Raw genomic sequence first — 26,601 nt, 5'->3', positions numbered from 1 at the left:
GGGCTGTCCGGTGCCCATCCCAAGGCGTACCCTGAGCGCATGGGCATGGAATCCGTGATGGCGGCAGTAGTAAGCCTTGCACTGATTGTGGGGTCGGTTTGGGCTGGCACACGGCTGGTGCAGAAGGGTGTTTCCGCGAAGGGGGCAACGGGCACACTCGCGAGTGTCCTCTCCATGATCGAGCCGGCCACAGGTGCGCCGACCAAAATGGAGGCCGCGGCAGCCCGCGAGGAAATGCGGCAGCGAAGGCACGAGAAATTGGTAGCCGGCCCGGGCACCGCAGAGGCCGGGCTGTTCGCCGGGAAGGTGGTCCTGCCGCCGTCGACGAGCAAAGCCGCCAAGCAGCAATTCGGTGACGCCAAAATCTGAGACGTATTCCCGCACTAGAGTCCTGTGCGGGTAAGATCCCGTAGGAAACATTAGTAACCCGGCTCACAGTATCCAGCGCAGTGTACGAGCCAAACCAGATCCCGAAGGTAAGTATCTATGGTTCACACTGCCCATCAAGACACCGATCTCGCAGCAGAACTGCGGGCCGATGTGCGCCGCGTTTCCACCCTGTTGGGTGAGTCCCTTGTGCGACAACACGGCCCGGAATTGCTGCAGCTCGTGGAGCAGGTCCGCCTGCTGACCAAGGAATCCAAAGAAGCCGCACGGGGCGGAGCCGACGCCACCGGTCCATGGAGCGCGCACGACGTCGTTGCCCAGGTGCGCGAGTTGCTCGCCTCCCTGCCTCTGGACCAGGCGACGGATCTGGTTCGAGCTTTCGCGTTCTATTTCCACCTCAGCAATGCGGCCGAGCAGGTCCACCGCGTCCGCGGGCTTCGGACCCGGCAGGAGAAGGACGGCTGGCTTGCGAAGGCCGTTACGGAAATTGCCGGCCAGGCTGGGCCGCAGGTCCTTCAGGACGTGGTGAACGAGCTTGATGTTCGGCCCATCTTCACGGCGCACCCCACAGAGGCCTCGCGACGCTCAGTGCTGGACAAGGTCCGCAAACTCTCCGACGTATTGGCCCAGCCCACTGAAGAGGGAACGTCTGCCCGGCGCCGGCAGGATCGCCAGCTCTCGGAAATCATCGACCAAATGTGGCAGACCGATGAGCTTCGCCAGGTCCGGCCAACGCCCGTGGATGAAGCGCGCAACGCGATCTACTACCTGAACAGCATCCTCACCGATGCCATGCCGGAGATGCTGACAGACCTTTCCGAGCTTCTTTCCGAGCACGGCGTGGTCTTGCCCGCTGCCAGTGCGCCGTTGCGTTTCGGTTCCTGGATCGGTGGCGACCGCGATGGAAACCCCAACGTTACCGCGGCAGTTACGCGCGAAATCCTGCAGTTGCAGAACCAGAACGCGGTTCGGATCAGTATCGCGTTGATCGACGAGCTGATCTCGGTCCTGTCCAACTCCACGGCTTTGTTCGGGGCTGACCAGGAGCTGCTGGATTCGATCGACGTGGACCTCAAGAACTTGCCCGGTCTGGACAAGCGCATCCTGGAGCTCAATGCCCAGGAGCCTTATCGCCTCAAGCTCACGTGTATCAAAGCCAAGCTCATCAATACGGGCCGCCGCGTTTCCGCCTCGACCTATCATGAGCCCGGCCGGGACTACGCCACCACAAGTGAGCTGTTGGCCGAGTTCGGCCTGCTCGAAACGTCGCTCCGGAACCACGCCGCTGGCCTTGTTGCCGACGGCGCCTTGGCGCGTGTCCGCCGTGCGATCGCAGCCTTCGGCCTTCACTTGGCAACCCTGGACATCCGTGAACATGCCGATTACCACCACGACGCCGTCGGACAGCTTGTGGACCGTCTTGGTACCGAGAAGCCGTACGCCTCCTTGACCCGCGAGGAACGTTTCGAATTCCTTGGTGCCGAGCTGGCTTCACGTCGCCCGCTCTCCGGCCACCCGATCAAGCTCGAAGGCACTGCGGACGGCACTTACGACGTCTTCCGGAGCATCCGCCAGGCCCTGCATACTTACGGTCCGGACGTTGTGGAAACATACATCATTTCCATGACCCGGGGCGCTGATGACGTCCTGGCCGCCGCTGTGCTGGCACGCGAGGCCGGTTTGATTGACCTCTTCGGGGCAAAGCCACACGCCAAGATCGGCTTTGCTCCGCTGCTGGAAACCGTCGAGGAGCTCCGCGCATCCGCTGAGATTGTGGATCAGTTGCTCTCTGATCCGTCCTACCGTGAACTGGTCCGTCTCCGCGGCGACGTCCAGGAAATCATGCTCGGGTACTCCGATTCCAACAAGGAATCCGGAGTCATGACCAGCCAGTGGGAGATCCACAAGACCCAGCGCAAGCTGCGCGATGTCGCTGCCAAGCACGGCGTGAGGGTCCGCTTGTTCCATGGCCGTGGTGGTTCCGTAGGCCGTGGCGGTGGTCCGACGTACGACGCCATCATGGCCCAGCCCAATGGTGTCCTCGAGGGCGAAATTAAGTTCACCGAGCAGGGCGAGGTCATCTCGGACAAGTACTCGCTTCCAGAGCTTGCCCGCGAGAACCTTGAGCTGTCATTGGCAGCCGTCATGCAGGGCTCTGCCTTGCACCGGACTCCGCGTACCTCCGAAGACGAGCGCGAGCGCTACGCGAACGTCATGGAAACCATTTCCGATGCTGCCTTTGCACGCTACCGGGCATTGATCGACGACGCCGATCTTCCGGCCTACTTCCTGGCGTCCACGCCCGTGGAGCAGCTGGGTTCATTGAACATCGGATCACGTCCCTCCAAGCGTCCCGATTCCGGGGCTGGCTTGGGCGGCCTTCGCGCCATCCCGTGGGTGTTCGGTTGGACGCAGTCGCGCCAGATCGTTCCTGGCTGGTTTGGTGTGGGCTCCGGTCTGAAGGCGGCACGGGAAGCCGGTGACGCTGACCAACTCATGGAAATGATGGACCGCTGGCACTTCTTCCGTTCGGTGATTTCCAACGTCGAAATGACGCTGGCCAAGACCGACATGGAGATCGCGGGACACTACGTTTCTTCCTTGGTTCCTGAGGAACTGCACCGCTTGTTCCACATGATCCGGGACGAGTACGAGCTCACGGTTGCTGAAATCGAGCGGCTGACCGGGGAGCTTGAACTCCTTGACGCCCAGCCCACCCTGAAGCGATCGCTGGAAATCCGTGATCAGTATCTGGACCCGATCAGTTACCTGCAGGTGGAACTTCTACGCCGTGTGCGCGAGGAATCGGTGTCCGGCGCAGAGATTGATGAGCGGCTTCAGCGCGCCATGCTGATCACCGTCAACGGTGTGGCGGCTGGCCTGCGCAACACAGGCTAGGCGCTCTCTCACATCCCGCCGGTTTTTCCGGAACGCTCTCTCACCCCACGAACCGTCATTGGGGTGCGGGAGCGTTCCGGCTTAAAGCACCTGCGCTGAGCGTTAGGGTTGTTGGATGCCGTCGTTCCAGACCAAGTTGAAGATCACTGGCCTCAAGCCTGGCAACCCTCCCGAATCGGTCATGGCGGCCGCGATAGAAGCTTTGGAAACCCGCCATCATGTCGAATCGAACCAGCTCGATATCGTCGGAGGCGTCCCGCAGCTCAGCCTGCGCTTCACGGTGAACGACCGCGACTACTCCGGTGAGAACGACGAAGCCCGGACGTCGGCCGCCATGATGCGCGACGCCGTCGAACGCGTTGCGCTGACCGGGAGCCTCTACGTGTTGCGCCGCAGCCGCGGACGCTGGTCGCCGATCTAGGCTTACGTTACTCCGGCTGGGGCACGTCACCGTCGAAGGGTTCATCCACCGGGGAGCGGCTCCCGCGCCGCCGTGTGACGATCAATCCGACCACCACACCGATGACCAAGCCGACGCCCACGCCAATCAGTGAGCTGGCCCAGAACGGCAGTTTGGTTGCGGAGCCCGTGAAGTAGCCCAGTCCGACTTGCCACACGGCCCACAGAACGGCGCCCAATCCGGCGCAGAGGCTGAAACCGCGGACGGAGACGTTGGCGATTCCAGCTGCGGACGAGGTTGCGAGCCTGCCGCCTGGGACGAACCGCGCGCCGATGATAGCCCCATAAGTGGAGGATCGGCCTGCCTTGGCGATGGCCTCGTGGATTCCACGGTGGACTTTCCTGCCCCATGCCCAGCGATCCAGTACATGGCTCACCCGCCGCTTAAACAGTAAGTACACTGCCATGTCCCCGAGCCAGGACGCGAAGGCTGCGAGCAGCAGGATGAGCCAGAAATTGGCGTGGCCATCGGCGGCCAGTGCTCCGCCGGTGATCACCACCATTTCGGACGGGATCGGTGGGAAGATGGCATCGCCCAGCACCATGGGAACGATCCACAAGTAAATTGCGGATCCCCACGTCTCGGGGGCGATGAAGTCCATTGGCACAAGGTACCGCACTTGCCGCTCGGGCCGCTCGGCGGGAGACTGGCGCAATGCAGATCGAAATCATGCACGGGGACATCACCACGCGCGACGTCGATGCGATCGTTAACGCCGCCAACTCTTCACTGCTCGGTGGAGGGGGAGTGGACGGCGCTATACATCGGGCCGCCGGGCCGGAACTGCTTGAGGCCTGTCGCGAGGTTCGTCGCAGCAAACTGCCGGACGGCCTGGCTGTTGGCGCCGCCGTTGTGACCCCCGGATTCAGGCTCCCGGCGCGCTGGGTGATTCACACCGTGGGTCCCAACCGGCACGCTGGCCAAACCGATCCCGCACTGCTCGCCTCTTGCTTCCGGGAAAGCCTGAATGCGGCTGTGGAGGTGGGTGCACGTTCCGTCGCTTTTCCCGCAATCAGCGCCGGAATCTATGGTTGGGCCGCCCGGAAGGTCGCGGAAGTAGCGTTCGACGCCGTGGGCTCGTTCTCATCTGAGTCTTCAGATGGTGCCGCGACTGCCAGCGGACTTGAGTTGGTGGAGTTCGTCCTGTTTTCGGAGGACACGACGGCGGTCTTCCGGTCTGTGTTTGAGTCCTGAGGGGCGCCGGGCTGCTCCCGGTCAGGCGGGTTCGGGTCTGACGTCACCAGCAGGGTGAACGGCGGCTTTGTGGCTAAGGAACCTGCCCGCTTTGAAGTACCAGTATGGCCAGGCTGCCCACGATGACGCTCCGGCGACGAAACCCACTCCCATCACTGCCCAGCGGAGCCACTCGGGCCCGGGAATGAGGAAGCCGAGGCCGGCAACGGGAAGCCCGATCAGAAGTGCTCCGCCGATGAATCGGCCAAGCTTCGCGAGCCCCTTCGGATAGTCCTCAACGTGGAGAAGCTTGTTGTGCGCCACGAGGAACCAGAGGCCTTGGATCACAATGGCGGCCACGGAAATTGCTGTTGATGACTCGAAGCCCATGATCTTGAGTACCAGCAGCGCGGAACTTGTGGCTCCAGCCGCGCAGGCGGCCACCGTTACCCATTTCAGCGGCTCGGTCCATGGTGCCTGGGGAAGGCGTTTATGGACTTGGAGGATTACAGGGATGACGAGCACGTTGAACACGGCGCCTGTGGCGTCGTTGATAGCACCGAAAACAAACGGGCCGCCTTTGGGGACTTCCACGGCGTACATGGCCCCGAGCGTCAGGACGCCGGCAACGCCCACTGCCGCAGCAGAGTAGGCGAAGGCCGAAGCTGTCCTGTCGCCCGGCATCTCAGTGAATTGCTTCATGGGAACTCCCGGATTCTGACCAGCAAACCCATGGTAGTCCTGTGCTGTAGCGGAAGGAACGGGCTCCGCGAAAGGGTCAGCCGTGGGCTTCGCTGAGCTCCAGTTGGCTACGGTATTCCACGCGCTCCTTGGTGATGGGATCCACGAAGGTGATGCCGCGGGCCAACAATTGAAGCGGCTTGCTGTAGTCGTCCGGGGCCTTGTCCAGGAGGTCCGGATAGAAGGCGTCGTTGACGATGCCCAGACCCAGCGATGCCATGTGGACCCGGAGTTGGTGTGTCTTTCCCGTGTGCGGCTCCAGCCGGTACAGCGCGCGCTGGTGAGTCCCGGCGTCGAACGTCCTGACTCTTTCGATGCGCGTTTCCGCATTCGGTTCGCCATCAATAACTTCAGCGAGCAGATAGCTGCGGGACTTGGTCATGCGGTTGCGGACCACCACGGGGAAATCGACGGCGGGACGGCCGTCAGCGGGCGCCGCGGCGGACACACACTCGTATTCCTTCTGGACCTGCCGCTTCTCGAAGAGAACCTGGTACCGGCCGCGGGTCTCTGGGTTGGTTGACAGCAGCAAAATGCCGGCGGTCATGCGGTCGAGGCGGTGCATGGGAATGAGGTCCGGCAGATTCAGCAGGTTCCGCAGGCGGACCAAGGCGGACTCTTGGATGTACGTGCCGCCGGGCGTTGTGGGCAGGAAATGCGGCTTGTCCACCACGAGGATGTGTTCGTCCTGATGCAGAATGTTGATTTCCACGGGCAGGCGGGTCTCCGGAGGGAGTGTCCGGTAGTACCAAATGAAGGTGTGGTCCTCGAGTTTGGTGCCCCTGTTCAAGCGCACGCCGCCTTCGCCCACGATCTCGCCGGCGTCGAAGCGGTCCTCGATGCCCTGGGGATCAATGTGTCCCCAGCGATGCATCATGTAGTCCATCGCAGTGTCCCACGGCCCCTCGTCCGGGAGGCGCAGGCGGGTCGCGTTAACGCCGTCGCGCACGGGAAGGGGGGATTGCATCACCGGACAATTCTACTGTGGCTCGCGTTGTGGGGCCTGCTCTGCGCGCTCTGGGCCGGGAGGAGCACGCAAACCGGGCCCCGCAACGCACGTTCAAACCGACGATAAAAAAGTTCTTGACAATAAAAATTGTCGGTTGGCATACTTGAAGCATGTTGGACATCGAAGTGATTGAGGATGCAGCGGCGGCGGAGGCCTCGTTGGATCCGATCCGAACGCGCATACTTCAGGAGCTCGCTGAGCCGGCGTCGGCCACTCAACTGGCCGCCAAGGTGGGGCTTCCCCGGCAAAAGGTCAACTATCACCTCAAAGCCCTCGAGCGGCATGGCTTGGTGGAGCTTGTGGAAGAACGCCGGAAAGGCAACGTCACCGAGCGCGTTCTCCAGGCGACGGCGGCCTCGTACCTGATCTCGCCCGTCGCGTTGGCTTCTGTGGCCCCGGATCCGCAGCGTTTTGCCGATAGCTTCTCCGCTTTCTGGCTCCTGGCCCTCGCCTCCCGCACGGTCCAGGAAATGGGCAAGCTCATTTCGGGTGCGGCCGCCGCCAAGAAAAAGCTCGCGAGCTTCGCGATCGACGGCGAAATTACCTTCCGCTCAGCTGCGGAACGTGCCGCTTTCGCCGAAGAACTCGGCGTAGCGGTCACGCGGCTCGTCGATAAGTACCACGACGGCGGTGCTGCCGCAGTGGCGGGCGGTGCACGAAAGCACCGGCTCGTCGTGGTACTTCATCCCACACTCAAGACGCCGTCAACGGAAAAAACAGCAGAAAAGGAACAAGGCAATGACTGACAACCGGAAATTCGAGATCGTAGCGGACACCGAACTGCCGGGCACTCCCGAGCGGGTGTGGCAGGCGGTCACCAAGGACACGGCGGCCTGGATGTTCCCCACGGATCAGTGGCCCGATGTGAAAACCGTCGAGGAATACCCCAACCATCTTGTGTCGCGGATGGACGGCCCCAACGGTTGGTTCAACCAGTTGGAGCACGTCCTGGAGCCCGTTGAGGGTGGCCGGGCAAAGCTCCACTACGTCCACAGTGGCATCTTTGCCGACAACTGGGACGAACAGTACGACGGCGCCAGCAAGCACACGGAGTTCTACCTCCACACCCTGGGTCAGTACCTGCAGTATTTTGATGGGCATCCCGTGGTCTTCACGGATATCCAGGCGCCCGCTTCGTCGCAGACTGCGGACGGTTTTGTGCAGCTGAAAAAGGCTTTGGGCGTGGACGGCGTGGCAGCCGGTACGCCATTTGAGGTGGACGTCGACGGCGTGGGCAGGCTGAGTGGCGAGGTGGACTTCTCCAACGAGAACTTCCTGGGCCTGCGCACCGACGGTACTCTGTACCGCTTCTTCGGCAGGAACGCTTTTGGTGCGCCGGTGGGCATGACCGTGCATGAATTCGGTGGCTCGGGGGACTCCGAGCTGACGGCGAAGGCGTGGGGTGCGTTCCTGGAGAAGGTGTACGCGTAGGGGTTGCCTCCCGGGGCCCCAAGTGAGTAGCAGTAGATGCCGTTTTGAACGTTCAGAACGGCATCAACTGCTACCTACTTTTGTGCTTAGGGGGTCCAGGCGCGGGCGACTGCTTCGAGAGAGGCTTCATAGATTCCGGCCCAGTCCGTTTCGGGTTCATGCATCCGTGCCAGCTCCAGGCTGACGAGCCCGTGGACCTGACCCCAGATGGCCATTGCGATGACGGAGGGATCATCCGAACGGATCCTCCCAGCCCCTTGGGCGGCGACTACCGCCTCTACCAAGGGGAGCATCGAGGCTGAGGCGACTTCCGGCGTCGGGCTGCAGTCCACATACGCGGCCAGCGCGCCGCTGAACATGAGCCGGTAAAGGGCTGGATGCTCCAAGGCCCACACGCGGTACGCTCGGCCCAGGCCCCGGAGTCCGTCTTTGGCCGCGTCCTGCTGAGACTCCCCAAAGGAACGAAAGCCGTCGTCGACGGCGGCCGTCAAGAGTTGCGCTTTCCCGCCGAAGAGCGAGTAGATCGCCGAGGTGGAGGTGTCTGCGGCTGCGGCAACATCGCGGAGAGTCACACGCGCGGGGCCTTCACGGTCCACGAGCTCTGCGGTTACTTCCAGGAGCCGTTGCTGTACGAGCTGATCATGAACGATGGGTCTTGCCATGTCTCCAAGTGTTTCATAACATTGTTTTATAACAACGTTATGAAACCCGGAAACCCAGAATTCCCGGTTCCCCACCAAAGGAGCGACATGGCACAGGAGATCTTTCCCGGACGTTTTACGGCGGACATCGGGCGCGACACAATGACCGTCTTCCTCATCGGGATGCGGGCCAACCGATGGTGGAAGATGGGCAAGGTGGCGCGGGTAGCCTCGGCCATGCCCACGATGATGAGGCATCTTGCCGCCAATCCCGAGGCCGGGTTGCTCGGGAGTGAGCAATGGTTCGGGCGCACCACCATCCTGCTCAGCTATTGGGAAAGCCCGGAGCATCTGAGGCGCTTTGCAGCGGACCGTGAATCCCCACATCTGGGTCCATGGCGGAAGTTCATGAAGGAAATTTCCGGCAGTGGCGATATCGGGGTGTGGCACGAGACGTACCAGGTACCGGCGTCGGGCATTGAAGTGGTGTACAACGGGATGCCGCTTTTTGGCTTGGCGAAGGCCACCTCCCATGTACCCGTAGGCCCCGGAAGCAACACGGCGAAACAGCGCATGGGTTCAGCCGCCCGCGGCTCTTAGGCGTCTTAGGCGACTGCGACGGCGGGTGGCCGCCCGGCCTTGAGGGTCCGGCGGAGTTGGGGAGAAGCGTCGAGCTTGTCCTGGGCGGCTCGTAAGGCGCCCACGGCGAATTCGAGCTGCGCTGGTGGCAACGTATAGGGGACGCGCAGGTAATGCTCGAAAGCGCCACCCACTCCGAACCGCGGTCCGGCTGCCAAGCGAAGCCCGAAATCCGGTGCCAGCACAGTAAGGGCAGTGCTGCAGGCAGTGGGCAATCGGCACCATACCGTGAGCCCGCCGCGAGGCCGTTCCACTTCCCATTCCGGCAAGTATTCAGCAAGCAACGTCAGCAGGGATTCCCGATTGTTCCGCAGCTCGTGCAGGCGGGCATCCAGCGGTTCCGCGAATGACCTGACCAGTCGCGCGGCGGCCAGCTGCTCAACCACGGGTCCACCAAGGTCCATGGTGGTCCGTGTCGCCACGAATCGGGTGATCATCGCTTCGTCCGCCCTGATCCAGCCCGTCCTGAGCCCGGCCCAATGCGACTTGCTGAGCGAGCCGATCGAAACCACGCTGGGACTGAAGGCTGACATCGGCGAGGTCCGGACGGCGTCGAGGTTCAACCCGCGCAATGTCTCGTCCACCACCAGCACAGTCCCGGATACGGCGGCGGCCCGTGCTAACCGACGGCGCTGCAGATCGGACATGATGCGCCCGGTGGGGTTGTGGAAGTCGGGGACAAGGTAGGCCATCGCGGGGCGCTGCTGGTTCATTGCGGACACCATCGCATCAACGTCCCAGGCGGGGGAAGTGTGCGGCGGCAACGCCACAGGCAGCACTTTGCAGCCAGCCGCCCGGATGGCGTCCAGGGCATTTGGATATGTGGGGTGTTCCACCAGAACCCTGTCCTGCTTTCCCACGAGGGTTTGGAGAATTACGTTGAGGGCGTGCTGCGCGCCGGACGTCACCAGGATCTGACCCGCGGTAGTGGGCACTCCTTCCGCGGCATACTTCTCCGCAATTGCCTGCCGCAGGGCCGGCACTCCAAGGGCGTCGTACCCGAAGCCGGGGAGCAGTGCAGGCAATTCAGTAAGGGCATCGGCGAACGCCCGGTGGACAACTTCGCCGGCGGCCGGAAGCGATGCGTAGGCCAGGTCCAGGAGTCCTTCGGGCGCAGCAAGGCCCGGAACGCTCACAGGTGCGTCGCGGTGGGGGATGCTTGTCCGGCCGCGGCTGCCTTGGCCCGCGGTGAGGAAACCTTGCTCGCGAAGGCTCGCGTAGGCCGCAGTGACAGTGGTGCGGCTCAGGCCGAGCGTCTGCGCCAGCGCACGCTCACTGGGTAGTGCGACGTCCAGCGGAATGCGCCCATCCATCACCAGCAAACGCACGACGTCGGCCAGCTCGCGGTAGGCGGGCAGGGCGCCGTTGCTCCAAGAGCCAAGGAGGCGGACGAGTGCGGTGGGATTCAGCGAGCCGGGCATAAGACCAGTATTGCAAACTGGCTATGGAATACAAGGCCAGTTTTCGACGACCATGGTTTCATGATGACCCGAAGAATCACACAACTCCTGATCGGCCTCGCGATGTACGGCATCTCGCTGGCCATGTTCATCCGCGCCGGTCTTGGCCTTGACCCTTGGGACGTCTTCCACCAGGGCGTTTCGGAAAAGACCGGCTTCAGCATCGGGGTTGTGGTGATCGCGGTCAGCTTCCTTGTCCTCCTCCTCTGGATCCCGCTGCGGCAAATGCCCGGATTCGGAACCTTGGCAAACGCAATCCTTGTGGGAGTCTTTGCTGATCTGGGCTTATGGCTCATCCCGGAGTTCTCACACCTGGGAGGACAAATTGCGATGCTGGCCGGCGCGGTGATCCTCAATGGGATCGCGTCCGCCTGCTACATCGGAGCACGCCTCGGCCCGGGAGCACGTGACGGACTGATGACGGGATTGGTTCGCCGGACAGGGTGGTCTGTCCGCCTCGTCCGGACGGGAATTGAAGTAGTGGTCCTGGCCGTGGGCTTCTTGCTGGGTGGATCCGTTGGTGTCGGCACGGTGGTTTACGCCTTGGCAATCGGTCCGATCGTGCAGGTTCTCCTGCCGAAGTTCATGGTCCCGGAACCTGCCAAGGCTCCGGCCGCGGCGGAAGCTACGGAAGCCGTGGAGGCCGCGCCGGCTGCTTGACGGCCAGTAAGTAAGTGCCGGGTTTCGAGTCCTATGGAAGTGGTTGGCATCTGGGACAGAAGTAGATGTCCCGCTCCTCGGTTCCATCCGGCGCTGCGAGGACGTCGCGACGAATGGGTGTCCCGCAGCGCCTGCATGGCTGACGGGCCCTGCCGTAAACCCAGTAGCCGGGCCTCATCGCCCGGGGACCCAAGGTGGTCCGCAGGCCTGGACCCAGATTCTCGCCCAGGAGTCTCTTGGCATCGTTGACGGTCCTGGCGAGGTCCGGCACTGAGCCCACAGGCAACGCGGGGTGGATTCCGGAAAGGAAGCACGCTTCGCAGCGGTAGATATTGCCGATCCCGGCCAGCTTCCGCTGATCGAGCAGGGCGTAGCCGATGGGGACGTCAGGTTCAGCTTGGAGCCTGCGGAGGGCTTCTTCTTCATCCCAGTCAGGTCCGAGCAGGTCAGGCCCCAGGTGCCCGACGATCCGATCTTCCTCGCCGGTTGGCACCACCTCGAGAATGCCCAGCGAAAACCCGACCGCGTCAACGGAAGCCGTTCGCAACACGCAACGTGCAGTGTGCCCCGGTTTGGTCCAGCGACCTCCGGGCGGGTAGATCATCCAACTGCCTTCCATCTTGAGATGGGAGTGGACGGTCAGCTCACGGGGTTTCCTGCTCGCGCCGGGTTCCTCGTCCTCAGGCCCCACCAAACGCATGAGCAGGTGTTTGCCCCGGGGAATCACCTCGGTCATGGTCCAACCCGCAAGGTTCAAGGTGGCGAAACGCGGCACCCGGAAGTCTGAAGCTGTAATGACCTGCCCGGCCAAGGCCGCGTTGAGGCGCGAGGCTGCCCGCCAAACGGAATCTCCCTCAGGCACGGATCCGCAGCCCCTTCGGGGTTGAGTAGGCTCCGGCAGCCGCAAGCGCGGCAGCAATCGGCGTATCCAGGAGGTCGTGACCGTTGACCTTTTCCATGAAAAGCTTGTCTACCGCTCCGCGTCGCACCACGTCCACCAAAGCTTCGGCAGCGACCGCCATGACGGCGTCGTCCTGGCTGAAGGTGAGCAGAGTCTTACCGCCGCGCTCAACATAAAGGACCAGCGCGCCGTCGACCATCACCACCAGCGCGCCGGCCTTCCGTCCGGGGCGGTGTCCGGAACCGGCGTCGACGGACAACGCAGGCCAAGGCAATGCGGCGCCGTAAGGATTGGCCGGGTCCGTAGCTGCAAGTGCCAATGCCGAGGGTTCTGCCTTGGTGATGCGGGCATCTTCTGTGAAGGAACGGAGCCTGTCCACCGTTGCGGGGACTGCGAATTGGGCGGCTCCCAGATGCTCGATGAAGTAGCCACGGCGGCAACGCCCTGCTTCCTCGAGTCGGGCCAGGACTTTGTACATGAGCCCGAAACCGCCGATGATGTTCTCTGCCATGACCGAGCCCCGCGTGACCACGCCATACCGATCCAGCAGAAGCTCGGCGGTGCCGCGTGCATGGATGGTCGGGTCAAGTTCGGGCGAAGGCAGCGCGGACCAGCGTCCTACGGCTGATGGCGGGGCGGGAGCGGCGCCGGAGACAGAACCATAACGCCCACCCGTTAGCCCGGGGGATCCCAGAAGGCCCGTACCGTGGGGGCGGCCCAACCTGCTCATTCTCGGCGCACGGGCGCGAGGTGCCTTGGCGACCTGCCGGTGTGCTGTGCGCCCGCCGGCGATCATGGCGCGCACCGGAGCAAAGGTGTCGCCCGTGACGCGGCCGGCCCACACCAGATCCCAGAGTGCCGAGACCACGGCGTCATCGCTCAACACAGAGTCCATTCCGCCCGCCACCTCGGTGAGTTGGCGGAAGAAGTAGCCGCCTCCTGCACCCAAGTAGTCCAGGAGCCGTTGTTGGGCGTCGCCGGGTTCGAAGTCCGGAGCGGGATTGAGCGTTAGCTCGGCCGAGTCAGCCACGTGGAGGCTGATCCAGCCGTCGTTTCCAGGCAAGGCCCCAGCCCCGGACCACAGCAACTCACCGGCCGCCATGAGTTCGTCCAACATGGCTGGTTTGTAGTCCGCCACGCGGCTCGAGAGCACCAATGGCTCCCATGCGGAAGCGGGGATGGGAACGCCTGAGAGTTGATCGACCGCCGTGATGATGCCGTCGAGTCCGCGCAATGCCTGGCTCCGGGATTTCCCCGGTGCGGTCACGTTCTGCCATGCCGGCAGGAACCGCCCATATGCGGCGGTGTCCACGGGCTCAACCTCTGCGCGCAAAGCAGCCAGGGAACGACGCCGGAGCTTCCGCAGGACCTCCGCGTCACACCATTCGCTGGACGGCGGTGCATCTGCGGACATGAGCTCCGGATTTGCCGCTTCCACGGTGCTGCTCTCCGTCGCAACAGCATGTGGACGGAACTCACCCTCCACAACACGGCCATCGGCAGCGAGCCGCTTCAGCGCAGTATTGACGACGGCGACGCCAAGTCCCAGCCTGGATGCAGCCTCGGCCGCCGTGAACGGTCCGTGGGTGCGCGCATACCGTGAAACGAGGTCGCCCAGGGGATCGTGGACAGGCTCAATGAAGGCAAGCGGCACGCCCATGGGGAGGGGAACACCAATGGCGTCGCGTAGCCGGGCAGCATCTTCCACTGCCGCGAAACGCTCGACGCCGCCGATGGTTACCTTGAGCGCGCGGTTGGCTTTCTGGAGCGCGGCAAGGTGTGAACCGGCGTCCGACCCTTCTTCAAGACGCTCTGCCACTTCCTCAACGCTGAGTGGACCAAGGAGCCGGAGGAGGTCAGCGACGCCTTCCATCCCGCGCACGCGACGGTCCGGCACCAGACGCTGCAGCTCGCGTTCCGTGGCATCGATGACCGCGGCGTCAAGCAGCTCGCGCAGCTCCACCCTGCCCAAAAGCTCGTTGAGCAGCGTGGAATCCAGGGCGAGGGCTGCTGCCCGACGCTCCGCCAGGGGGGAATCGCCTTCGTAGAGGAACTGAGCCACATAGCCGAAGAGCAGGGACTTCGCGAAAGGTGACGGCTGCTGGGTGGTGGTCTCTACAATGCGCAGTTCGCGGCGCTCGACGGATGCGGCGATGTCCTTGAGGGCGGGCAGATCGTAGACATCCTGCAAGCATTCGCGGACGGTTTCGAGCACGATAGGGAAGGACGGGTACTTCCGGGCGACGTCCAGTAATTGGGCTGAGCGTTGACGTTGCTGCCACAGGGGTTGGCGCTTGGCTGGGTTTTGGCGTGGCAGCAGCAGGGCGCGGGCCGCGCACTCACGGAACCGGGAGGCGAACAACGCACTCCCGCCCACCTCGGCGGTGACGATCTGTTCGAGTTCTTCGGGATCGAACAGGAACAGCTCAGCACCGGGTGGCTCGTCCTCCATCATGGGGACACGAAGAACGATGCCGTCATCGGCGGCCATGGCTGAACCATCCAAGCCGTAGCGCTGCTGAAGGCGTTGCCCAACGGCCAAAGCCCACGGCGCGTGAACAGGCATGCCGAAGGGGCTGTGGAGAACAACACGCCAGTCCCCGAGCTCGTCATGGAAACGTTCCACAACCAATGTTCGATCGCTGGGAACGATGTTTGTGGCTTGCTTCTGTTCTTCCAAATACTGCAGCAGGTTGCCGGCCGCAAAGGCGTCGAGCCCACTCGCTTGGCAGCGCTCCATGGCTGGCGCGGGGTCGGCCGCGGAGAGTTCGCGGATGAAGGCTCCCAGAGCGCGGCCGAGATCCACCGGACGGCCGAGCGAATCGCCCTTCCAGAAGGGGAGCTTTCCCGGCTGGCCGAAAGCAGGGGAGACCAAAACGCGGTCGTGGGTGATGTCTTCGATTTTCCAGCTGGTGGCTCCGAGGGCAAAGATATCGCCCACCCGCGATTCGTAAACCATTTCTTCGTCGAGTTCCCCGACGCGGCGTCCACCCTTCGCGGCACGGGCGGAGGCGCTGGGGCCTTCACCAGCGGCGTTGGCAGAGGATGTGGATCCTTCAACTTCCGTGCCGATGATGTACACGCCGAAGAGGCCTCTGTCCGGAATGGTGCCACCCGAGGTGACCGCAAGTCGCTGTGCCCCCGGCCTGCCCTCGATGGTGCCTGCATGGCGGTCCCAGATAATACGTGGCCGAAGTTCTGCAAATTCGTCGGACGGATAGCGTCCGGCAAGAAGATCCAGTGTGGCCTCAAATGCGGACCGGGGCAGGCTGGCAAACGGCGCGGATCGGCGGACAGTGCTGAACCATTCCTCGACGTCGATGCTTCCCAGGGCCGTGGCGGCGACGGTTTGCTGGGCCAGGATATCCAAGGGATTCGTGGGGATGCTGAGCCGCTCGATTTGGCCGCTTAGCATCCGTTCCACTGTGACGGTGGTGTGAAGGAGGTCAGCCCGGTGCTTGGGGAACAACACGCCCTCGGAGATCTCGCCCACTTGGTGGCCGGCACGCCCTACACGCTGCAGGCCGCTGGCTACCGAGGGCGGCGACTCTACCTGGATGACCAGGTCCACAGCTCCCATATCGATGCCAAGTTCCAGTGACGATGTGGCAACGACGCAGCGCAGCCTGCCTGACTTCAGGTCATCCTCGATCATGGCCCGCTGGTCCTTGGAGACCGAACCGTGGTGGGCGCGCGCCAAGACAGGATCTGCTCCACTCGTACTGCCGGCCTGGGCCATCATGTGCGCCGGCGTCGCGGTGGACACGGGAGCGCCCGCAGACTTGGTGGCCGGCCCGGTGCCCCAGCTTCCTGAATCCTCTGCGTTGTCGGGAGCGCCCCACTCACCGCCGGCCGCGGCCAGCATTTGCCGCTCGGCATGGATCTCGTTCAGTCTGGCGGTCAGCCGTTCGGCCAGGCGGCGTGAGTTGGCGAAGACGATTGTGGACTGCTTGGAAAGGACAAGATCGACAATCTGTTCCTCAACATGGGGCCAGATGGATGCTTGGGGCTGAAGCCCGGAAGCAGGGCCGGAGTCAAACGCGCCCGCAGCCCCTTGGAGGTCCGACATGTCCTCCACAGGCACGGTGACTGTGAGATTCCAGTTCTTCTTGGACGGCGGAGCCACAATTTCCACAGGGGCTTGGCCCGCCAGGAACTGGGCCACAAGCTCACGCGGCTGCACCGTAGCAGAGAGGCCAATCCGCTGGGCCGGCTTCGGTAGAAGCGCATCGAGCCTTTCCAGGGACACCGCAAGATGGGCGCCCCGCTTTGTTCCAGCGACAGCGTGCACTTCGTCGATGATGATGGTGTCGACTTCGCTGAGCGTTTCCCGGGCGCGGGACGTCAGCATCAAGAACAGGGACTCCGGCGTGGTGATCAGGATGTCCGGCGGGTTCGATAACAGCGAGCGACGATCTGCCGCCGTCGTATCTCCGGAACGGACGCCGACGGTCACCAGAGGTGCCGGAAGCCCCAATCGCTTGGCGGTTTGTGTTATTCCGATAAGCGGTGAGCGAAGGTTCCGCTCCACGTCCACGCCCAGTGCTTTGAGCGGCGATATATAAAGGACGCGGGTCTTTGTTTTGGGACGTTTCGCGCGGCCCTTCCCGTCGGGGACGGACTCCATTCCGGGCAACGTATCCGACGGCGTGGAATGCAACCTATCCAAGGCCCAAAGGAAGGCAGCAAGAGTCTTGCCGGAACCAGTGGGGGCCACCACCAGGGCATGGGAGCCCGAAGAGATAGCGTTCCACGCACCATCCTGGGCGGGAGTGGGCGCGGAAAAAGCGCCGAGGAACCATTCCCTGGTTGCCTGGCTGAAACGGCCTATGGCGCCGATGGACGCCTGCTGCTCCTGCATTCCTCCATCATGCCCCACGGCTCAGACAGAATAAGCCCGAGCCGTGGGCTGATGGTTAGACAGCCTGGAAGGCAGTGATGGTCAGGAGTTTGATGCCGGTGTTGCTGCAGGCATCGTGTTGCTCAGCGACGAACAGTGACGCTGTGTCGTTAGGCGGGTAGATGCGGTAACCCGCCGCCGGAACCTTGGTGCAATCGCCGTAGTTTCCGGCCTGGGTGTAGCGCAGTTCAGCCCACGCCGATTTGCCCGGGGCAAGCTCGATCTTGGTGACGGGGGTGGTGGTTTCGCGGGTAGCGGGCTCGCCGATAGGAGCGCCGTTGGCGTCGGCCGTCAGGGAAACGCCCGCGAAACCCTCCAGAGTGCAAGGCGTGGTTCCGGAGTTCGTCAGGATCAGTTTTTCGTAGATGCTTCCGGCAGCGCCGCCGCCAGTGGAATCAGTGGCGGCAGTCAGGGAACCGGCCTTGCATTGGCCTTCGGCGCTGGGCGCTGCGGAGGTGACAGTTCCGGACGGCGAAGGCGAGTTGCTCGCGCTGGGGGAGGCCGACGTCGGAGACGCCGAAGATGAGGTGGGCGGGGCACTGCTGCTTCCCGCCGGGCTCGGGCTTGGCCCGCAAGCGGCAAGGAGCAGCAGCGAGGCTGCCGCCGTCGTCGTCACAAGTCCGAATTTGATGCGCTGAGTCCACATGGGCACCAGCCTTGCGTCGGGTGTGACGGGAGTCAATTGAGCCACGGCAAGGAAAGGGGATTGGCGTCCGGATCGTGATCTTTCCGGACGCCAACCCGCTAAAGGTTCACCCTGTTACTTGGCGTCGACCTTGGCTGCCGCTGTCTTTGCTGACCGGCCGCGGAAGAATGCGGCGCCGCCCAGGCCCAAACCAGCGATACCGGCAATAAGGCCCGCCCAGCTGCGCGCCTGTGATCCGTCGTCGGTTACCGATGACGCCTGCTCGGTTGACACCGTGCCTGCTGCGTGGTGGTCACCTTCGGCGTCGGCCGGCGTGATGGTGACAGACGGGGCCGGGGCTTTGAGTTCGTGCTCGTCCTGTCCCTCCTTCGGGATCTCCGACCAGTCAGTCTGGCCCTGTTCGCAGGTCTGCAGCGTGGGGAAATAGAGCGTCTTGCCAGCGGCGTCGGGCAGCTTGACCGAGAGAACCAAAGCATCACGAAGATGCGGGTCCAGCGGAGCCTTGGCTGTGTACACGATCTGGCTGGTCCGCTTGGTGATGGTGGTGCCATTGTCCAGCTTCTTCGGCTCCGCCAACGTCTCTGTAACTTTCTCGACGGTCCAGTTTGGGTTGACCGTGGGCTGGGCATCGGTCAGTTCCTCGGGCAACGAGATAGCGACTTTTGTTGTGCCGAACGTGTCGCAGCCGTGGGGGATGCCGAACGTTAACAGGGCGTACGAGTTCGCAGCAGTCTTGTTCGGATCGGCCGACACGTGCGCGGATGCTCCGGCGAGGCCGGCCATCATCAGGGCAGCGGTTCCGCCAGCGGCAGCGGTCGCGGAGAGAGTACGGCGGAGGGTGGATTTCTTCATGGGATTGCCTTTCGGGGGCGCCGGAGTCGGCGCGGGTACGGGTTTGTGGCCCGTCACCAAAGGCGTCCGCTTAATGCGTTGCGCTGGTGCCGGGCGGAATCAGGGAAGAACGACGGCGGCGGGCGGGCCGCGGCGGCTGTCTTGCCTCAGGTTCCGCCAAGGGCGGGGCAGGAAAACGTCAGGCGCGCCAACGGCGATAGGGGAGGCGCCGGCATCGGGCCTGAACAGCAGGATGGGCAGCGAAACCAAAGGGCGCAGCCAGGCCGCCAACTGCCACAGGGCGTCCTCGCCCTTGGCTAGGATCACGGCAGAGCCGATCGTCGCCAGGATGTGGCCAGCGAACATCGCAGTGCCCAGAGTTGTGCCCAACTCATGCAGGTGGGGCGTCGCTGTGTAGAGCAAGGGATTCAGAGATTCGGCAGCGTGGTGCGAGTTTCCTGGAGCTGTTGCCGTTACTGGACTCAAAGCCGTGAAGGCTTCGTGGAGCGCGAGCTGGCTGGTTCCAAGCAAGGCCGTCATGGCGGTGAAGTTGAGCTTGAAGCGCGTGGCCAGCGTCGCGGCCAATCCTGTCATTGCGACAAGGGCCAACAGGACCGGGACAGCGGGAAGTTCCCCGCCGCCGATCACGTGAGCCCCAGCTGCTAGAAGCACGATAACGAGCGAGATCGCACCGGACCGCAACGCATGGAAGGGTGCCCGGGGCGGCAATGAGCGCACGGAGTCCTCCCTCGATCGTCTGGCCGGATGCTGCCTGGTGTCAGCGTCTTGATTCTATCGGGAGTTCGGAGCCGGACTGGCCTCGGATGGGTCCTATGTGGATACTTTGCGCGCGTGTGGGGATGCTGGCCCCGCCCTTATTGCGCTGAAAGTTGGCCCTTAGTGCGGACAAAGGTTGGTCCTGGTGGCTCCGGTATGCGGCTGAGGTCCGCACCGGGGCGACGACGGCGAAGCTCAAGCTTCAGGCTTTCTTCGCCACGCGCCATGGCCCAGTGGTGGTTGGCCGAGAACGCAGGCTTCAGGAGCCAGCTCAGCCTGCGGAGGAGTGGCTTCGCGGCGCTGACCCGCCAGTCGTAAGTGATCACGACTTCAGGGCCGTCGGTTTCGAAAGTCCAGCGGCCAGTGCCGTTGAGGTCTCCCTCGGCCTTGAGCGCAAATCCATGCAGGGTAACGGGTTCGGTGACGGTGAGCCGCCAACGCAAGGTGTAGGGGAGCCAGCCCTTGGTGTGGAGGTCGAACGAGGCGCCCACGCCGTCCGCGTTGCCTTGCGCCACTGGTGTCACCTTGAGGTACACCGAGGGCCACCACTGCTTGAGGGTGCCCGCGTTACCGAGGACGTCCACCACTTCCTCGCGCGTTCCGGCCACTCTCCAGACCGTAAGGAACTCGTAGTCGGTGCTTTTGCTGGTTCGTTGCATTGACTTGGCCATTGGTGCCTCCGCTGCTAATCGTACCGAGAGGTTGGTCCCGGCGCCTTAGCTTTCGGAGCGGGCCGTTCTCGCTTGTGGTGAGCACCGCTTGTGGTGAGCACAAGGGCGACTCGCGGTGGCAGATTGAGAATGCCGTTCTTGCCGACACTAGGCTTGACGATTGTGTACATAGGTCATTTCGCCGCAGCTGCGGTCATTCTCGCAGTGGCGCCTGAAACGCCCGCCTTACCCATCGCCGTGGCAGTCGCGTGGCCAGACATTGTTTGGCCTGCATTGGTTTTCGCTGGCAAAGAGTCGGTGAAAGTGGACCGTAACAATCCATTGCAATCCCGCGTCAAATTCACTTCCTACCCTTACTCGCATTCGCTGGTCCTCGGTGGTGCGCTCAGCATTGTGCCCGCACTGCTGGCCGGGCTGCTCTACCAGAGTGTCCTAGTGGGTGTCCTCTTTTGGGTCGGCGTCCTGTCTCACTGGCTTCTGGATGCTGTGGTCCACCTCCGGGACCTTCCAGTTCTCGGCTGGGGGCGGAGCGATCGCCGCGTTGGATTTGGCCTCTGGGCCCGACCCCGGCTGGCGTTCGTCCTGGAGTATGTGTTCTTCGCCCTAACTGTTCTCTTGGTGGCTCCTCCCTCGATGTTCGTAGGGCTGCTTGGCGGAGGATTGCTGCTTCATTTGTTCAACATCAACTCGTTCTTCGGCTTTACCAAGAAGAACCCAGTCGGCACGCCCAAACGCTTCGCTTTGCTGGCACTGGTGGGCTATGTCATCGCGATCATCTGGTTCACGATGTCCTGGCAGTAACAGTTGCCTTGCCGGGTCAACCTACTCGGCTCACCCCACGTATGCGGACTACCCGGCCAAAGAGTCATCTTCCAAGGCGTCAAGGCCTTTCGTCATGACCCACCGTTCAATTTCCCCTTCGAATTGCCGCGGGGAAGAGTTCCATTCAAGCTGATGTGGGACTGCGTCGAGCTCAACGAGAGAGACCATTCCCGGGTTTGCGTCAGCGAACTGTCGGGTTATTCGAAGCGGGATATCGGTATCTCCATCTGAATGGATGACCAACGTGGGTACCTTTACACGGCCTGCTGGTTGCGTCCAGTCGAGGGCGCGAAAATCAACAGGCTCCCGGAGCCCGGAGAAGAAGCTGAACGGCCGATGGGACAGGCTGAACGGGACGAGTCCGGCCAACCAAGAGGGAACGCCAGCGGCGACAGCCGCAGCGACCAACGTGCCGCGCATGTTTGTGGCAGGCGATACGAGCACGAGTCCGGCGATCAAATCACGATGGCGGGAGACTTCTGACAGCGTCAGCGAAATCGAAGCGCCCATGGACCACCCGAACAGCACGACGCGGCGGGCTCCATGGTCGACTGCGTAGTCGAGCGCCATTTCAACGTCGCGCCATTCCCGCTGCCCGAGATAAGACGGTCGATTTCCTTTGCCGGGATTGTCGCTGTCACCAAAATACGACGGCACGATCGATGTCATCCCTAGGCGGAGGGCAACCGGAACGCTGCGCAGTGCGGAGAATCGTGAGGTTCGGATACCGTGCACATGGACAGCCCATGTTCCATCCGAATCGGCCGTGGGAAAAACCCACGCCGGGGACTCCCCGGTTTCGGTGGTAATCGAGGTCTCCATAAAGTCGGCGCTTACATCGTTGGGACGGGCAAACGCATGACCTGACCATCTCCCGCTCTTAGTGGCCGTGAGATCGCCGCCGAGGACTCCCACTACTTCACGGTCAACGAACCCGTTCACGGCGTCTATGCTCGCTACGTCCCCAATGCGGGCATGGGCGGTATCGTCGTTGAACCATAATCCGTGCATGCCCGCCGACTGGGTGGCTGGCGACAGGGGGAGCCTTATCAGTTGCCCAGTTTCATCAAGATCGAAATTGATCAACTTGGGGGAACGCGGCATGACGACCCGTCGTCCAAGCAGCGCCAGAAACCATACCGACAGGATGCCGAGCAGGACCGCCACTATCAGTATCAGCACTCTGATCCGCCCTTCTCCCCGTCAGGAAGCTCCGATGAACCGTAGATTCCGGCCATCTGTTGGAACCTTGGCATTCGTGCAAATACCCCCTCAACCTTCTCCACTGCGGATGACTCTGTTGGAGTGAGCCGGGCGCCGTCGAAAATTTCGTTGTCGCGGATCCGAACCACCCCGCTGTAGGCCTCGGCGGCGGGCTCTGGTGACCACAGAATCTTTTGTGCACCACGCAATGTGGTGCATGAGTTTTCCAGTCGATTCACAATCATCCACATCCTCAGTGCGCGCAGTCGCCAGACGGGCTGTGGACGCCTGACGACACGCTTCGCGTACAAGATGAAGAATCCGGCGGCAAGAGAGAAAACACCTGAGTAGAAGCAGACTGTAAAAGCCGTCCAGACGATTTCTCTTGAACCTGTGTCCGCTAGACCGAGTCCAGTTAGGGATAAGTAGATGATGTCCGTGGGTATGGACAAGATGACAGCCGCGTAGCCTACTCGGAAAAGTACATAGGTGCCGCCCTTGACGGGCCTGATCCGCCACAGGGAAGCGGCCGCTATGGCACCGACTCCTATCAGGTACATCGTCAGGTATAGCCAACACGCAAACTGACTGATGTGCTCGTCGACGAACGCGGCACTGGTGCTTCCCCGGTCCTGGATAAGGAAGAAGGGAACGGAGAATGACGTGATCATGGCTCCCGGGATCCAAGGCTTGGTCCTTTGCAGCCGTTGATCCACAATGACGCCCATGGCGCGGTACATGAACCAGAACGCACACGTGGCTGCGGCTGCCTCAGCCAGGTTCCAAAGGTTGGTACCGCCCATCAGCCCATCGACGACGTCCAGGGGAATCACGAACCCCAGAGTCAGGAGACCCAGGATGGCGAAGCCGGATGAGAGCCAAGCAGGCAGGGCCGTTGGTTTCGTCAATACCGACGGCAGCCGCAGGATAAAGAGGATTACGACAAGAAGCAGGGATATATCGGCCGCGGTCTGCATTAGCCAAAGACTTCTTCGTCCGGGGTGCTGTCGACCCTCAACAGCCTCCGCGTCAGAGCATAGGCCACGAGCTCCGCCATCCGTTCTGAACTATCTACTAGAAGTCCCCGGGCTCGCGCCCGCCGAATCTCTCCTCCGAGTCCCGTCCCGCCAAGGGGAATGTCTCCGACCATGCGAAGGACTTCACAATCATGGTGCTCAAGCAGAATGTGGCCGAACTCGTGGAAGATCGAATGGATCTTATAGATGACAGGATCCAGCGAACGGAAGAAGACGTAGTTTGTGTCTGCCGTTTCGATCCAGAGCCCTGTCAGTGTTGTCAGCGCGGAATCATCTACGGGTTCAAGGGAGATTGATTTGCCCTGCATCGCCGCGATGCTGCCGGCGACGTCGTCGAGCGTTGCACCAACGCGGAGGTTCAGGTTCTCAACGAGAGCCTCTACCAGTGCCCGTTCCTCGTCGCCCTTCGAATTGCCAGCCAGCTCGCGAACGTAAACCAAGACTCTCCCCCATAGTCACTTTTCTTCCATCCTTTTCGAGATGATCCTCGTTATGGCGCGTAGCGCGTCCGGTGTGAGCGCGCCTCGGGCCGCAATCTTGGCCACACCAGCTTGTTGCATGACTCTCTCGAATTCCAGTTCCGCCTCGACCGACTCCACCACATAGCTGTTTTCGGTGGTCAAATAATCCGGCCTGACTCCAAGTCCTTCGGCAATCGCCTTGAGAGTTTCGCTTTCGTCCGAGTCACGGGCTGGGGCAAGCTTCGTGGGATCGTCAGTTTCAACTGCCTCAGCGATACGCCCACGCGAGCCAACGGCGGGTGTTGAGGCGGCATGCAAAGTGTCATCGGTACTGCCCTGCAGTAAGAGGCGGAGGCGACGCGCCACTTCCGATCCGGGTGGTCTTTGGCCGGAAGCCTGGATTCCGGGACCCGCCAGTTGCCCCGCGGAAGAGTTGGCCATTGCGCTGGGCCCGCCTTCGACTTCACTGCGGGCCTCACTCCACACGAGGCCTGAGTCGAGGGCAAGGAAGCTGCAGATCGCTTCGAACTGTTCGATGTCGATGTGGGCGCGTCCGCGCAGCATCTTGGAGAGCTGAGCACGCGAAATGGATACCGCCTGGCTCAGATCCAGAAGGGTAACGCTCCGGCGTGTCATTTGTGCCCGAAGAATCGCACCGACCTCCACCGTGAGTGCGCCGGGAGGCTCCTTTGTTCCAGATGGCATGCTCAATGCTCTCAAATGAAACAGCTACTTGCCAATCCAAGTAGACAAGTTGCCATATTCTCCTATAAGTTTCCATATGGATACACAATCAAGCTTCCCGCGGGAAATCGTACTGCCAGCTCCCACCGTCAACCAAGGAGAACACTGTTATGCCTCAGCCTTCAGACATCAGCATGGACGGAATCCGCGAAATCATGATCAGCCGTCTCGACCTGGACCTCAGCCCCGAGGAGATCCGCGAAGGCGATTCCCTTCAAGGAGATCTTGGCCTTGATTCCGTGGATCTCCTGGAGATCGCGATCGGTATCGAGAAGAGCTACAAGATCAAGATCACCCAGAAGGATGTTGGAGCCTTCGTTTCACTGTCGACGCTTTATGCCCTTTGCCGAGAACGAGCTCTGGTCGCCACCGCATGAGCCTCCGAAAGTCAAGGAAAGATTTATCCCTTGCACCGCCTCGCGTCGCACTTGTCGTCGGAGGCAGTGGTGGCATCGGGCGTCAGATAGTGCAGGAACTGGCACCCGTATGTGAGAAGGTGTTTTTCACATTCCAGAACGGTGCTGAAGCAGCTGAAACGCTGAAACGCGAGCTCGCTTCACCAACGACCCTGATTGTGCCCGTTCAGGCGGATCTGCGAGACACATCGGCCTGGGACCAAGTCCTCCAACAGTTGGTCGACGAAGAAGAAATCGATCTTCTCGTCAATGCTGCAGGTGTCAGCGTGGATGGTCTCTGTATCGAGGTCACGCCCGATGCGTTTCTTGAGCAATACCAGGTGAATGTTTTCGCGGCGTGGAGGGCCATGTCGGTTATCGGCCGGGACATGGTGTTCCACCGACGCGGCCGGATCATCAACATCGCCTCGATCGCAGCGACTTTGAACTCACCCGGTAGGAGCGCCTATGCGAGTACCAAGGCGGCGCTCGTATCGTTGACGAAGTCATTCGCGGTCGAGCTTGGGCGATTCGGCGTTCGCGTGAACGCTGTCTCGCCCGGTTTTGTCGAAACAGACATGATCGAAAGCTTCGACGAGGCCACGAGGAAGCGTTTCACTGATCAAATCCCCCTTGGCCGTTTCGCCTCAGCCTCCGATGTCGCACGAACGGTCAAGTACCTTGCAACACCGGACGCAGCCTACCTGCATGGTGCCGTCATTACAGTCGACGGGGGAACCACAGCATGAGCGCTTCTGTGTCGATCATCATTCCCACCCACAATAAATGCTCACGTCTGGCAACTACCCTGCGATCGTTCGCGTTTCAGGACGTCACGGACTTTGAAATTGTCGTTTGTGATGACGGATCCAACGATGGTACGGCGCAGATGCTCTCGGAGATTCGGGTTCCGTACCAACTACGGGTCGTATCGGGTCCGCGTCGCGGTGCCGCTGCTGCGCGCAACTGCGCGGTAGAAGCGGCAACGGGAAGAGTTTTGATTTTCAACGATGACGACATGGTTCCTGCCCCAGGATTCATCGCCGCGCATCTGCGTGCGTGTGATGCAGAGGACATCCTTTCGAGGGGACAGCGCTGGTCGGTCCCGATCAAGGTGGTGGACCGGTTTCTGACACAGGCGTTGACCCATGACTTGTATAAGGCCATGTGGCGAACTGCCAGGATGACCGCTGCCGAAGACTGGACCCGGAACTCGTTGACCACGAGTCCCCTTCACCACTACAGGTTCTTGCAGACGTGCACGAGCAATCTCGCTATGCGCTCCACTACGTTCGCCCGAGTTGGAGCGTTCCACGAAGCGTTCGGGACCGGGTGGGGAGCGGAAGACACTGAGCTTGGCTACCGCGCCCAGCTCAACGGCGTCGGAATCCGTATGAACGATGGGGCAATGAACCTCCACCTTGAGCATTCGACTGATTCCGGTTCGAAGTTTCAGCGCGGCTTGGAGAACTTTCGGACGTTCAAGGACTTGTATCCGGGCAAGAAGGACATCCAAGCACTGTTCAGCTATTTGGAGCTGGCCATCTCTGAAGGGCATGCTTCCGAACTTTTCGATGAGCAGACGTTCATGGATGGCATCTGGCCACCATTCACGTGGGAGATCGCGGACCCGCGAGGGAAGGTCAGCTATCCAGAGGCAGAAGCCAGCAAGACATCAACGTCCGATTCACACGGGAGATCGAAAATATCATGA

General features: G+C 62.1%; 27 protein-coding genes. 12 read left to right on the top strand and 15 right to left on the bottom strand.

Going from position 1 to position 26,601, the window contains the following annotated elements; all coding sequences use genetic code 11:
• The first annotated feature begins 39 nt into the window (after positions 1-39).
• From ABIE18_RS00950 to ABIE18_RS00940, 3 genes are all read left to right on the top strand, one after another.
• Positions 40-369: a hypothetical protein gene (locus ABIE18_RS00950; protein WP_499720764.1), complete on the top strand. Its 330-nt coding sequence runs from the start codon at positions 40-42 to the stop codon at positions 367-369.
• 117 nt (positions 370-486) lie between these two features.
• Entirely contained in the window at positions 487-3,285 is a 2,799-nt protein-coding gene (ppc, locus tag ABIE18_RS00945) for a phosphoenolpyruvate carboxylase (protein WP_499720763.1), read from the top strand.
• Positions 3,286-3,400: 115 nt separating this feature from the next.
• Positions 3,401-3,706 carry a hypothetical protein gene (locus tag ABIE18_RS00940; protein ID WP_477514413.1) on the top strand — a complete coding sequence of 102 codons (306 nt, stop codon included), beginning with the start codon at positions 3,401-3,403 and terminating at the stop codon, positions 3,704-3,706.
• A 7-nt stretch (positions 3,707-3,713) separates the two neighbouring features.
• On the opposite strand, the gene ABIE18_RS00935 is transcribed toward ABIE18_RS00940, so the two are convergent.
• Positions 3,714-4,346: a DedA family protein gene (locus ABIE18_RS00935; RefSeq protein WP_431118258.1), complete on the bottom strand. Its 633-nt coding sequence runs from the start codon at positions 4,344-4,346 to the stop codon at positions 3,714-3,716.
• A gap of 53 nt (positions 4,347-4,399) precedes the next feature.
• On the opposite strand from ABIE18_RS00935, the gene ABIE18_RS00930 reads away from it, so the two are divergent.
• Positions 4,400-4,939, top strand: a complete 540-nt coding sequence (locus ABIE18_RS00930; RefSeq protein ID WP_499720762.1) for an O-acetyl-ADP-ribose deacetylase — start codon at positions 4,400-4,402, stop codon at positions 4,937-4,939.
• 21 nt (positions 4,940-4,960) lie between these two features.
• Here ABIE18_RS00930 and ABIE18_RS00925 read toward each other — a convergent pair whose 3' ends face one another.
• Together ABIE18_RS00925 and ABIE18_RS00920 are read right to left on the bottom strand one after the other, a co-directional pair.
• Complete coding sequence (locus ABIE18_RS00925) at positions 4,961-5,620, bottom strand: hypothetical protein (protein WP_499720761.1); 660 nt, start codon at positions 5,618-5,620, stop codon at positions 4,961-4,963.
• 76 nt (positions 5,621-5,696) lie between these two features.
• Positions 5,697-6,626, bottom strand: coding sequence for a pseudouridine synthase (locus ABIE18_RS00920; RefSeq protein WP_499721360.1), 930 nt, complete (start codon positions 6,624-6,626; stop codon positions 5,697-5,699).
• A 152-nt stretch (positions 6,627-6,778) separates the two neighbouring features.
• Here ABIE18_RS00920 and ABIE18_RS00915 point away from each other — a divergent pair, with 152 nt between their 5' ends.
• On the top strand, positions 6,779-7,414 hold the full coding sequence (locus ABIE18_RS00915) for an ArsR/SmtB family transcription factor (protein WP_499720760.1): 636 nt from the start codon (positions 6,779-6,781) through the stop codon (positions 7,412-7,414).
• The gene (locus tag ABIE18_RS00910) at positions 7,407-8,099 is read left to right on the top strand and encodes an SRPBCC family protein (protein WP_499720759.1); all 693 of its coding nucleotides are present in this window, start codon (positions 7,407-7,409) and stop codon (positions 8,097-8,099) included. Before ABIE18_RS00915 ends, ABIE18_RS00910 begins: the two co-directional genes overlap by 8 nt.
• A gap of 86 nt (positions 8,100-8,185) precedes the next feature.
• On the opposite strand, the gene ABIE18_RS00905 is transcribed toward ABIE18_RS00910, so the two are convergent.
• The gene (locus tag ABIE18_RS00905; protein WP_499720758.1) at positions 8,186-8,761 is read right to left on the bottom strand and encodes a TetR-like C-terminal domain-containing protein; all 576 of its coding nucleotides are present in this window, start codon (positions 8,759-8,761) and stop codon (positions 8,186-8,188) included.
• 87 nt (positions 8,762-8,848) lie between these two features.
• Here ABIE18_RS00905 and ABIE18_RS00900 point away from each other — a divergent pair, with 87 nt between their 5' ends.
• Positions 8,849-9,340, top strand: a complete 492-nt coding sequence (locus tag ABIE18_RS00900; protein WP_499720757.1) for a DUF4188 domain-containing protein — start codon at positions 8,849-8,851, stop codon at positions 9,338-9,340.
• 5 nt (positions 9,341-9,345) lie between these two features.
• Here ABIE18_RS00900 and yczR read toward each other — a convergent pair whose 3' ends face one another.
• A complete protein-coding gene (gene yczR / locus ABIE18_RS00895) occupies positions 9,346-10,800 on the bottom strand; it encodes a MocR-like transcription factor YczR (RefSeq protein ID WP_499720756.1) in 1,455 nt (484 codons plus the stop codon).
• Positions 10,801-10,860: 60 nt separating this feature from the next.
• Here yczR and yczE point away from each other — a divergent pair, with 60 nt between their 5' ends.
• On the top strand, positions 10,861-11,499 hold the full coding sequence (gene yczE, locus ABIE18_RS00890; RefSeq protein WP_499720755.1) for a membrane protein YczE: 639 nt from the start codon (positions 10,861-10,863) through the stop codon (positions 11,497-11,499).
• Between the two features lie 31 nt (positions 11,500-11,530).
• Here yczE and ABIE18_RS00885 read toward each other — a convergent pair whose 3' ends face one another.
• From ABIE18_RS00885 to ABIE18_RS00860, 6 genes are all read right to left on the bottom strand, one after another.
• On the bottom strand, positions 11,531-12,361 hold the full coding sequence (locus ABIE18_RS00885) for a DNA-formamidopyrimidine glycosylase family protein (RefSeq protein ID WP_499720754.1): 831 nt from the start codon (positions 12,359-12,361) through the stop codon (positions 11,531-11,533).
• On the bottom strand, positions 12,354-17,261 hold the full coding sequence (locus tag ABIE18_RS00880; RefSeq protein ID WP_499720753.1) for an ATP-dependent helicase: 4,908 nt from the start codon (positions 17,259-17,261) through the stop codon (positions 12,354-12,356). Before ABIE18_RS00880 ends, ABIE18_RS00885 begins: the two co-directional genes overlap by 8 nt.
• Before the next feature lie 55 nt (positions 17,262-17,316).
• A complete protein-coding gene (locus ABIE18_RS00875) occupies positions 17,317-17,946 on the bottom strand; it encodes a DUF4232 domain-containing protein (RefSeq protein WP_499720752.1) in 630 nt (209 codons plus the stop codon).
• Positions 17,947-18,060: 114 nt separating this feature from the next.
• Positions 18,061-18,798 carry a YcnI family copper-binding membrane protein gene (locus tag ABIE18_RS00870; protein WP_499720751.1) on the bottom strand — a complete coding sequence of 246 codons (738 nt, stop codon included), beginning with the start codon at positions 18,796-18,798 and terminating at the stop codon, positions 18,061-18,063.
• Positions 18,799-18,897: 99 nt separating this feature from the next.
• Complete coding sequence (locus ABIE18_RS00865) at positions 18,898-19,515, bottom strand: hypothetical protein (RefSeq protein ID WP_499720750.1); 618 nt, start codon at positions 19,513-19,515, stop codon at positions 18,898-18,900.
• A gap of 137 nt (positions 19,516-19,652) precedes the next feature.
• Positions 19,653-20,225 carry an SRPBCC family protein gene (locus ABIE18_RS00860; RefSeq protein ID WP_499720749.1) on the bottom strand — a complete coding sequence of 191 codons (573 nt, stop codon included), beginning with the start codon at positions 20,223-20,225 and terminating at the stop codon, positions 19,653-19,655.
• A gap of 138 nt (positions 20,226-20,363) precedes the next feature.
• On the opposite strand from ABIE18_RS00860, the gene ABIE18_RS00855 reads away from it, so the two are divergent.
• Positions 20,364-21,026 carry a hypothetical protein gene (locus tag ABIE18_RS00855; protein ID WP_499720748.1) on the top strand — a complete coding sequence of 221 codons (663 nt, stop codon included), beginning with the start codon at positions 20,364-20,366 and terminating at the stop codon, positions 21,024-21,026.
• A gap of 48 nt (positions 21,027-21,074) precedes the next feature.
• Here the strand turns inward: ABIE18_RS00855 and ABIE18_RS00850 are convergent, their stop codons facing one another.
• Genes ABIE18_RS00850 through ABIE18_RS00835 form a run of 4 tightly spaced genes read right to left on the bottom strand, consistent with a single transcriptional unit; the run spans position 21,075 to position 24,453 of the window.
• Positions 21,075-22,229 carry an alpha/beta hydrolase family protein gene (locus ABIE18_RS00850; protein WP_499720747.1) on the bottom strand — a complete coding sequence of 385 codons (1,155 nt, stop codon included), beginning with the start codon at positions 22,227-22,229 and terminating at the stop codon, positions 21,075-21,077.
• Entirely contained in the window at positions 22,223-23,227 is a 1,005-nt protein-coding gene (locus tag ABIE18_RS00845) for a hypothetical protein (RefSeq protein ID WP_499720746.1), read from the bottom strand. The genes ABIE18_RS00850 and ABIE18_RS00845 overlap by 7 nt, the downstream gene beginning before the upstream one ends.
• Positions 23,227-23,727 carry a hypothetical protein gene (locus tag ABIE18_RS00840; RefSeq protein WP_499720745.1) on the bottom strand — a complete coding sequence of 167 codons (501 nt, stop codon included), beginning with the start codon at positions 23,725-23,727 and terminating at the stop codon, positions 23,227-23,229. The genes ABIE18_RS00845 and ABIE18_RS00840 overlap by 1 nt, the downstream gene beginning before the upstream one ends.
• A 15-nt stretch (positions 23,728-23,742) precedes the next feature.
• Positions 23,743-24,453 (bottom strand): helix-turn-helix domain-containing protein, encoded by a 711-nt coding sequence (locus tag ABIE18_RS00835; RefSeq protein WP_499720744.1) that lies wholly within the window; start codon positions 24,451-24,453, stop codon positions 23,743-23,745.
• A 149-nt stretch (positions 24,454-24,602) separates the two neighbouring features.
• Between ABIE18_RS00835 and ABIE18_RS00830 the strand changes: the two genes are divergently transcribed.
• Genes ABIE18_RS00830 through ABIE18_RS00820 form a run of 3 tightly spaced genes read left to right on the top strand, consistent with a single transcriptional unit; the run spans position 24,603 to position 26,601 of the window.
• Entirely contained in the window at positions 24,603-24,869 is a 267-nt protein-coding gene (locus tag ABIE18_RS00830) for an acyl carrier protein (protein ID WP_499720743.1), read from the top strand.
• A complete protein-coding gene (locus tag ABIE18_RS00825) occupies positions 24,866-25,636 on the top strand; it encodes an SDR family NAD(P)-dependent oxidoreductase (RefSeq protein ID WP_499720742.1) in 771 nt (256 codons plus the stop codon). Before ABIE18_RS00830 ends, ABIE18_RS00825 begins: the two co-directional genes overlap by 4 nt.
• The gene (locus ABIE18_RS00820) at positions 25,633-26,601 is read left to right on the top strand and encodes a glycosyltransferase family 2 protein (RefSeq protein ID WP_499720741.1); all 969 of its coding nucleotides are present in this window, start codon (positions 25,633-25,635) and stop codon (positions 26,599-26,601) included. The genes ABIE18_RS00825 and ABIE18_RS00820 overlap by 4 nt, the downstream gene beginning before the upstream one ends.

The sequence above is a fragment of the Arthrobacter sp. 2762 genome (genome assembly GCF_040548745.1).
Lineage (GTDB): Bacteria > Actinomycetota > Actinomycetes > Actinomycetales > Micrococcaceae > Arthrobacter.
Note: the sequence above shows the minus strand (reverse complement) of the source record. Positions and strands in the feature narration are given on the sequence as shown.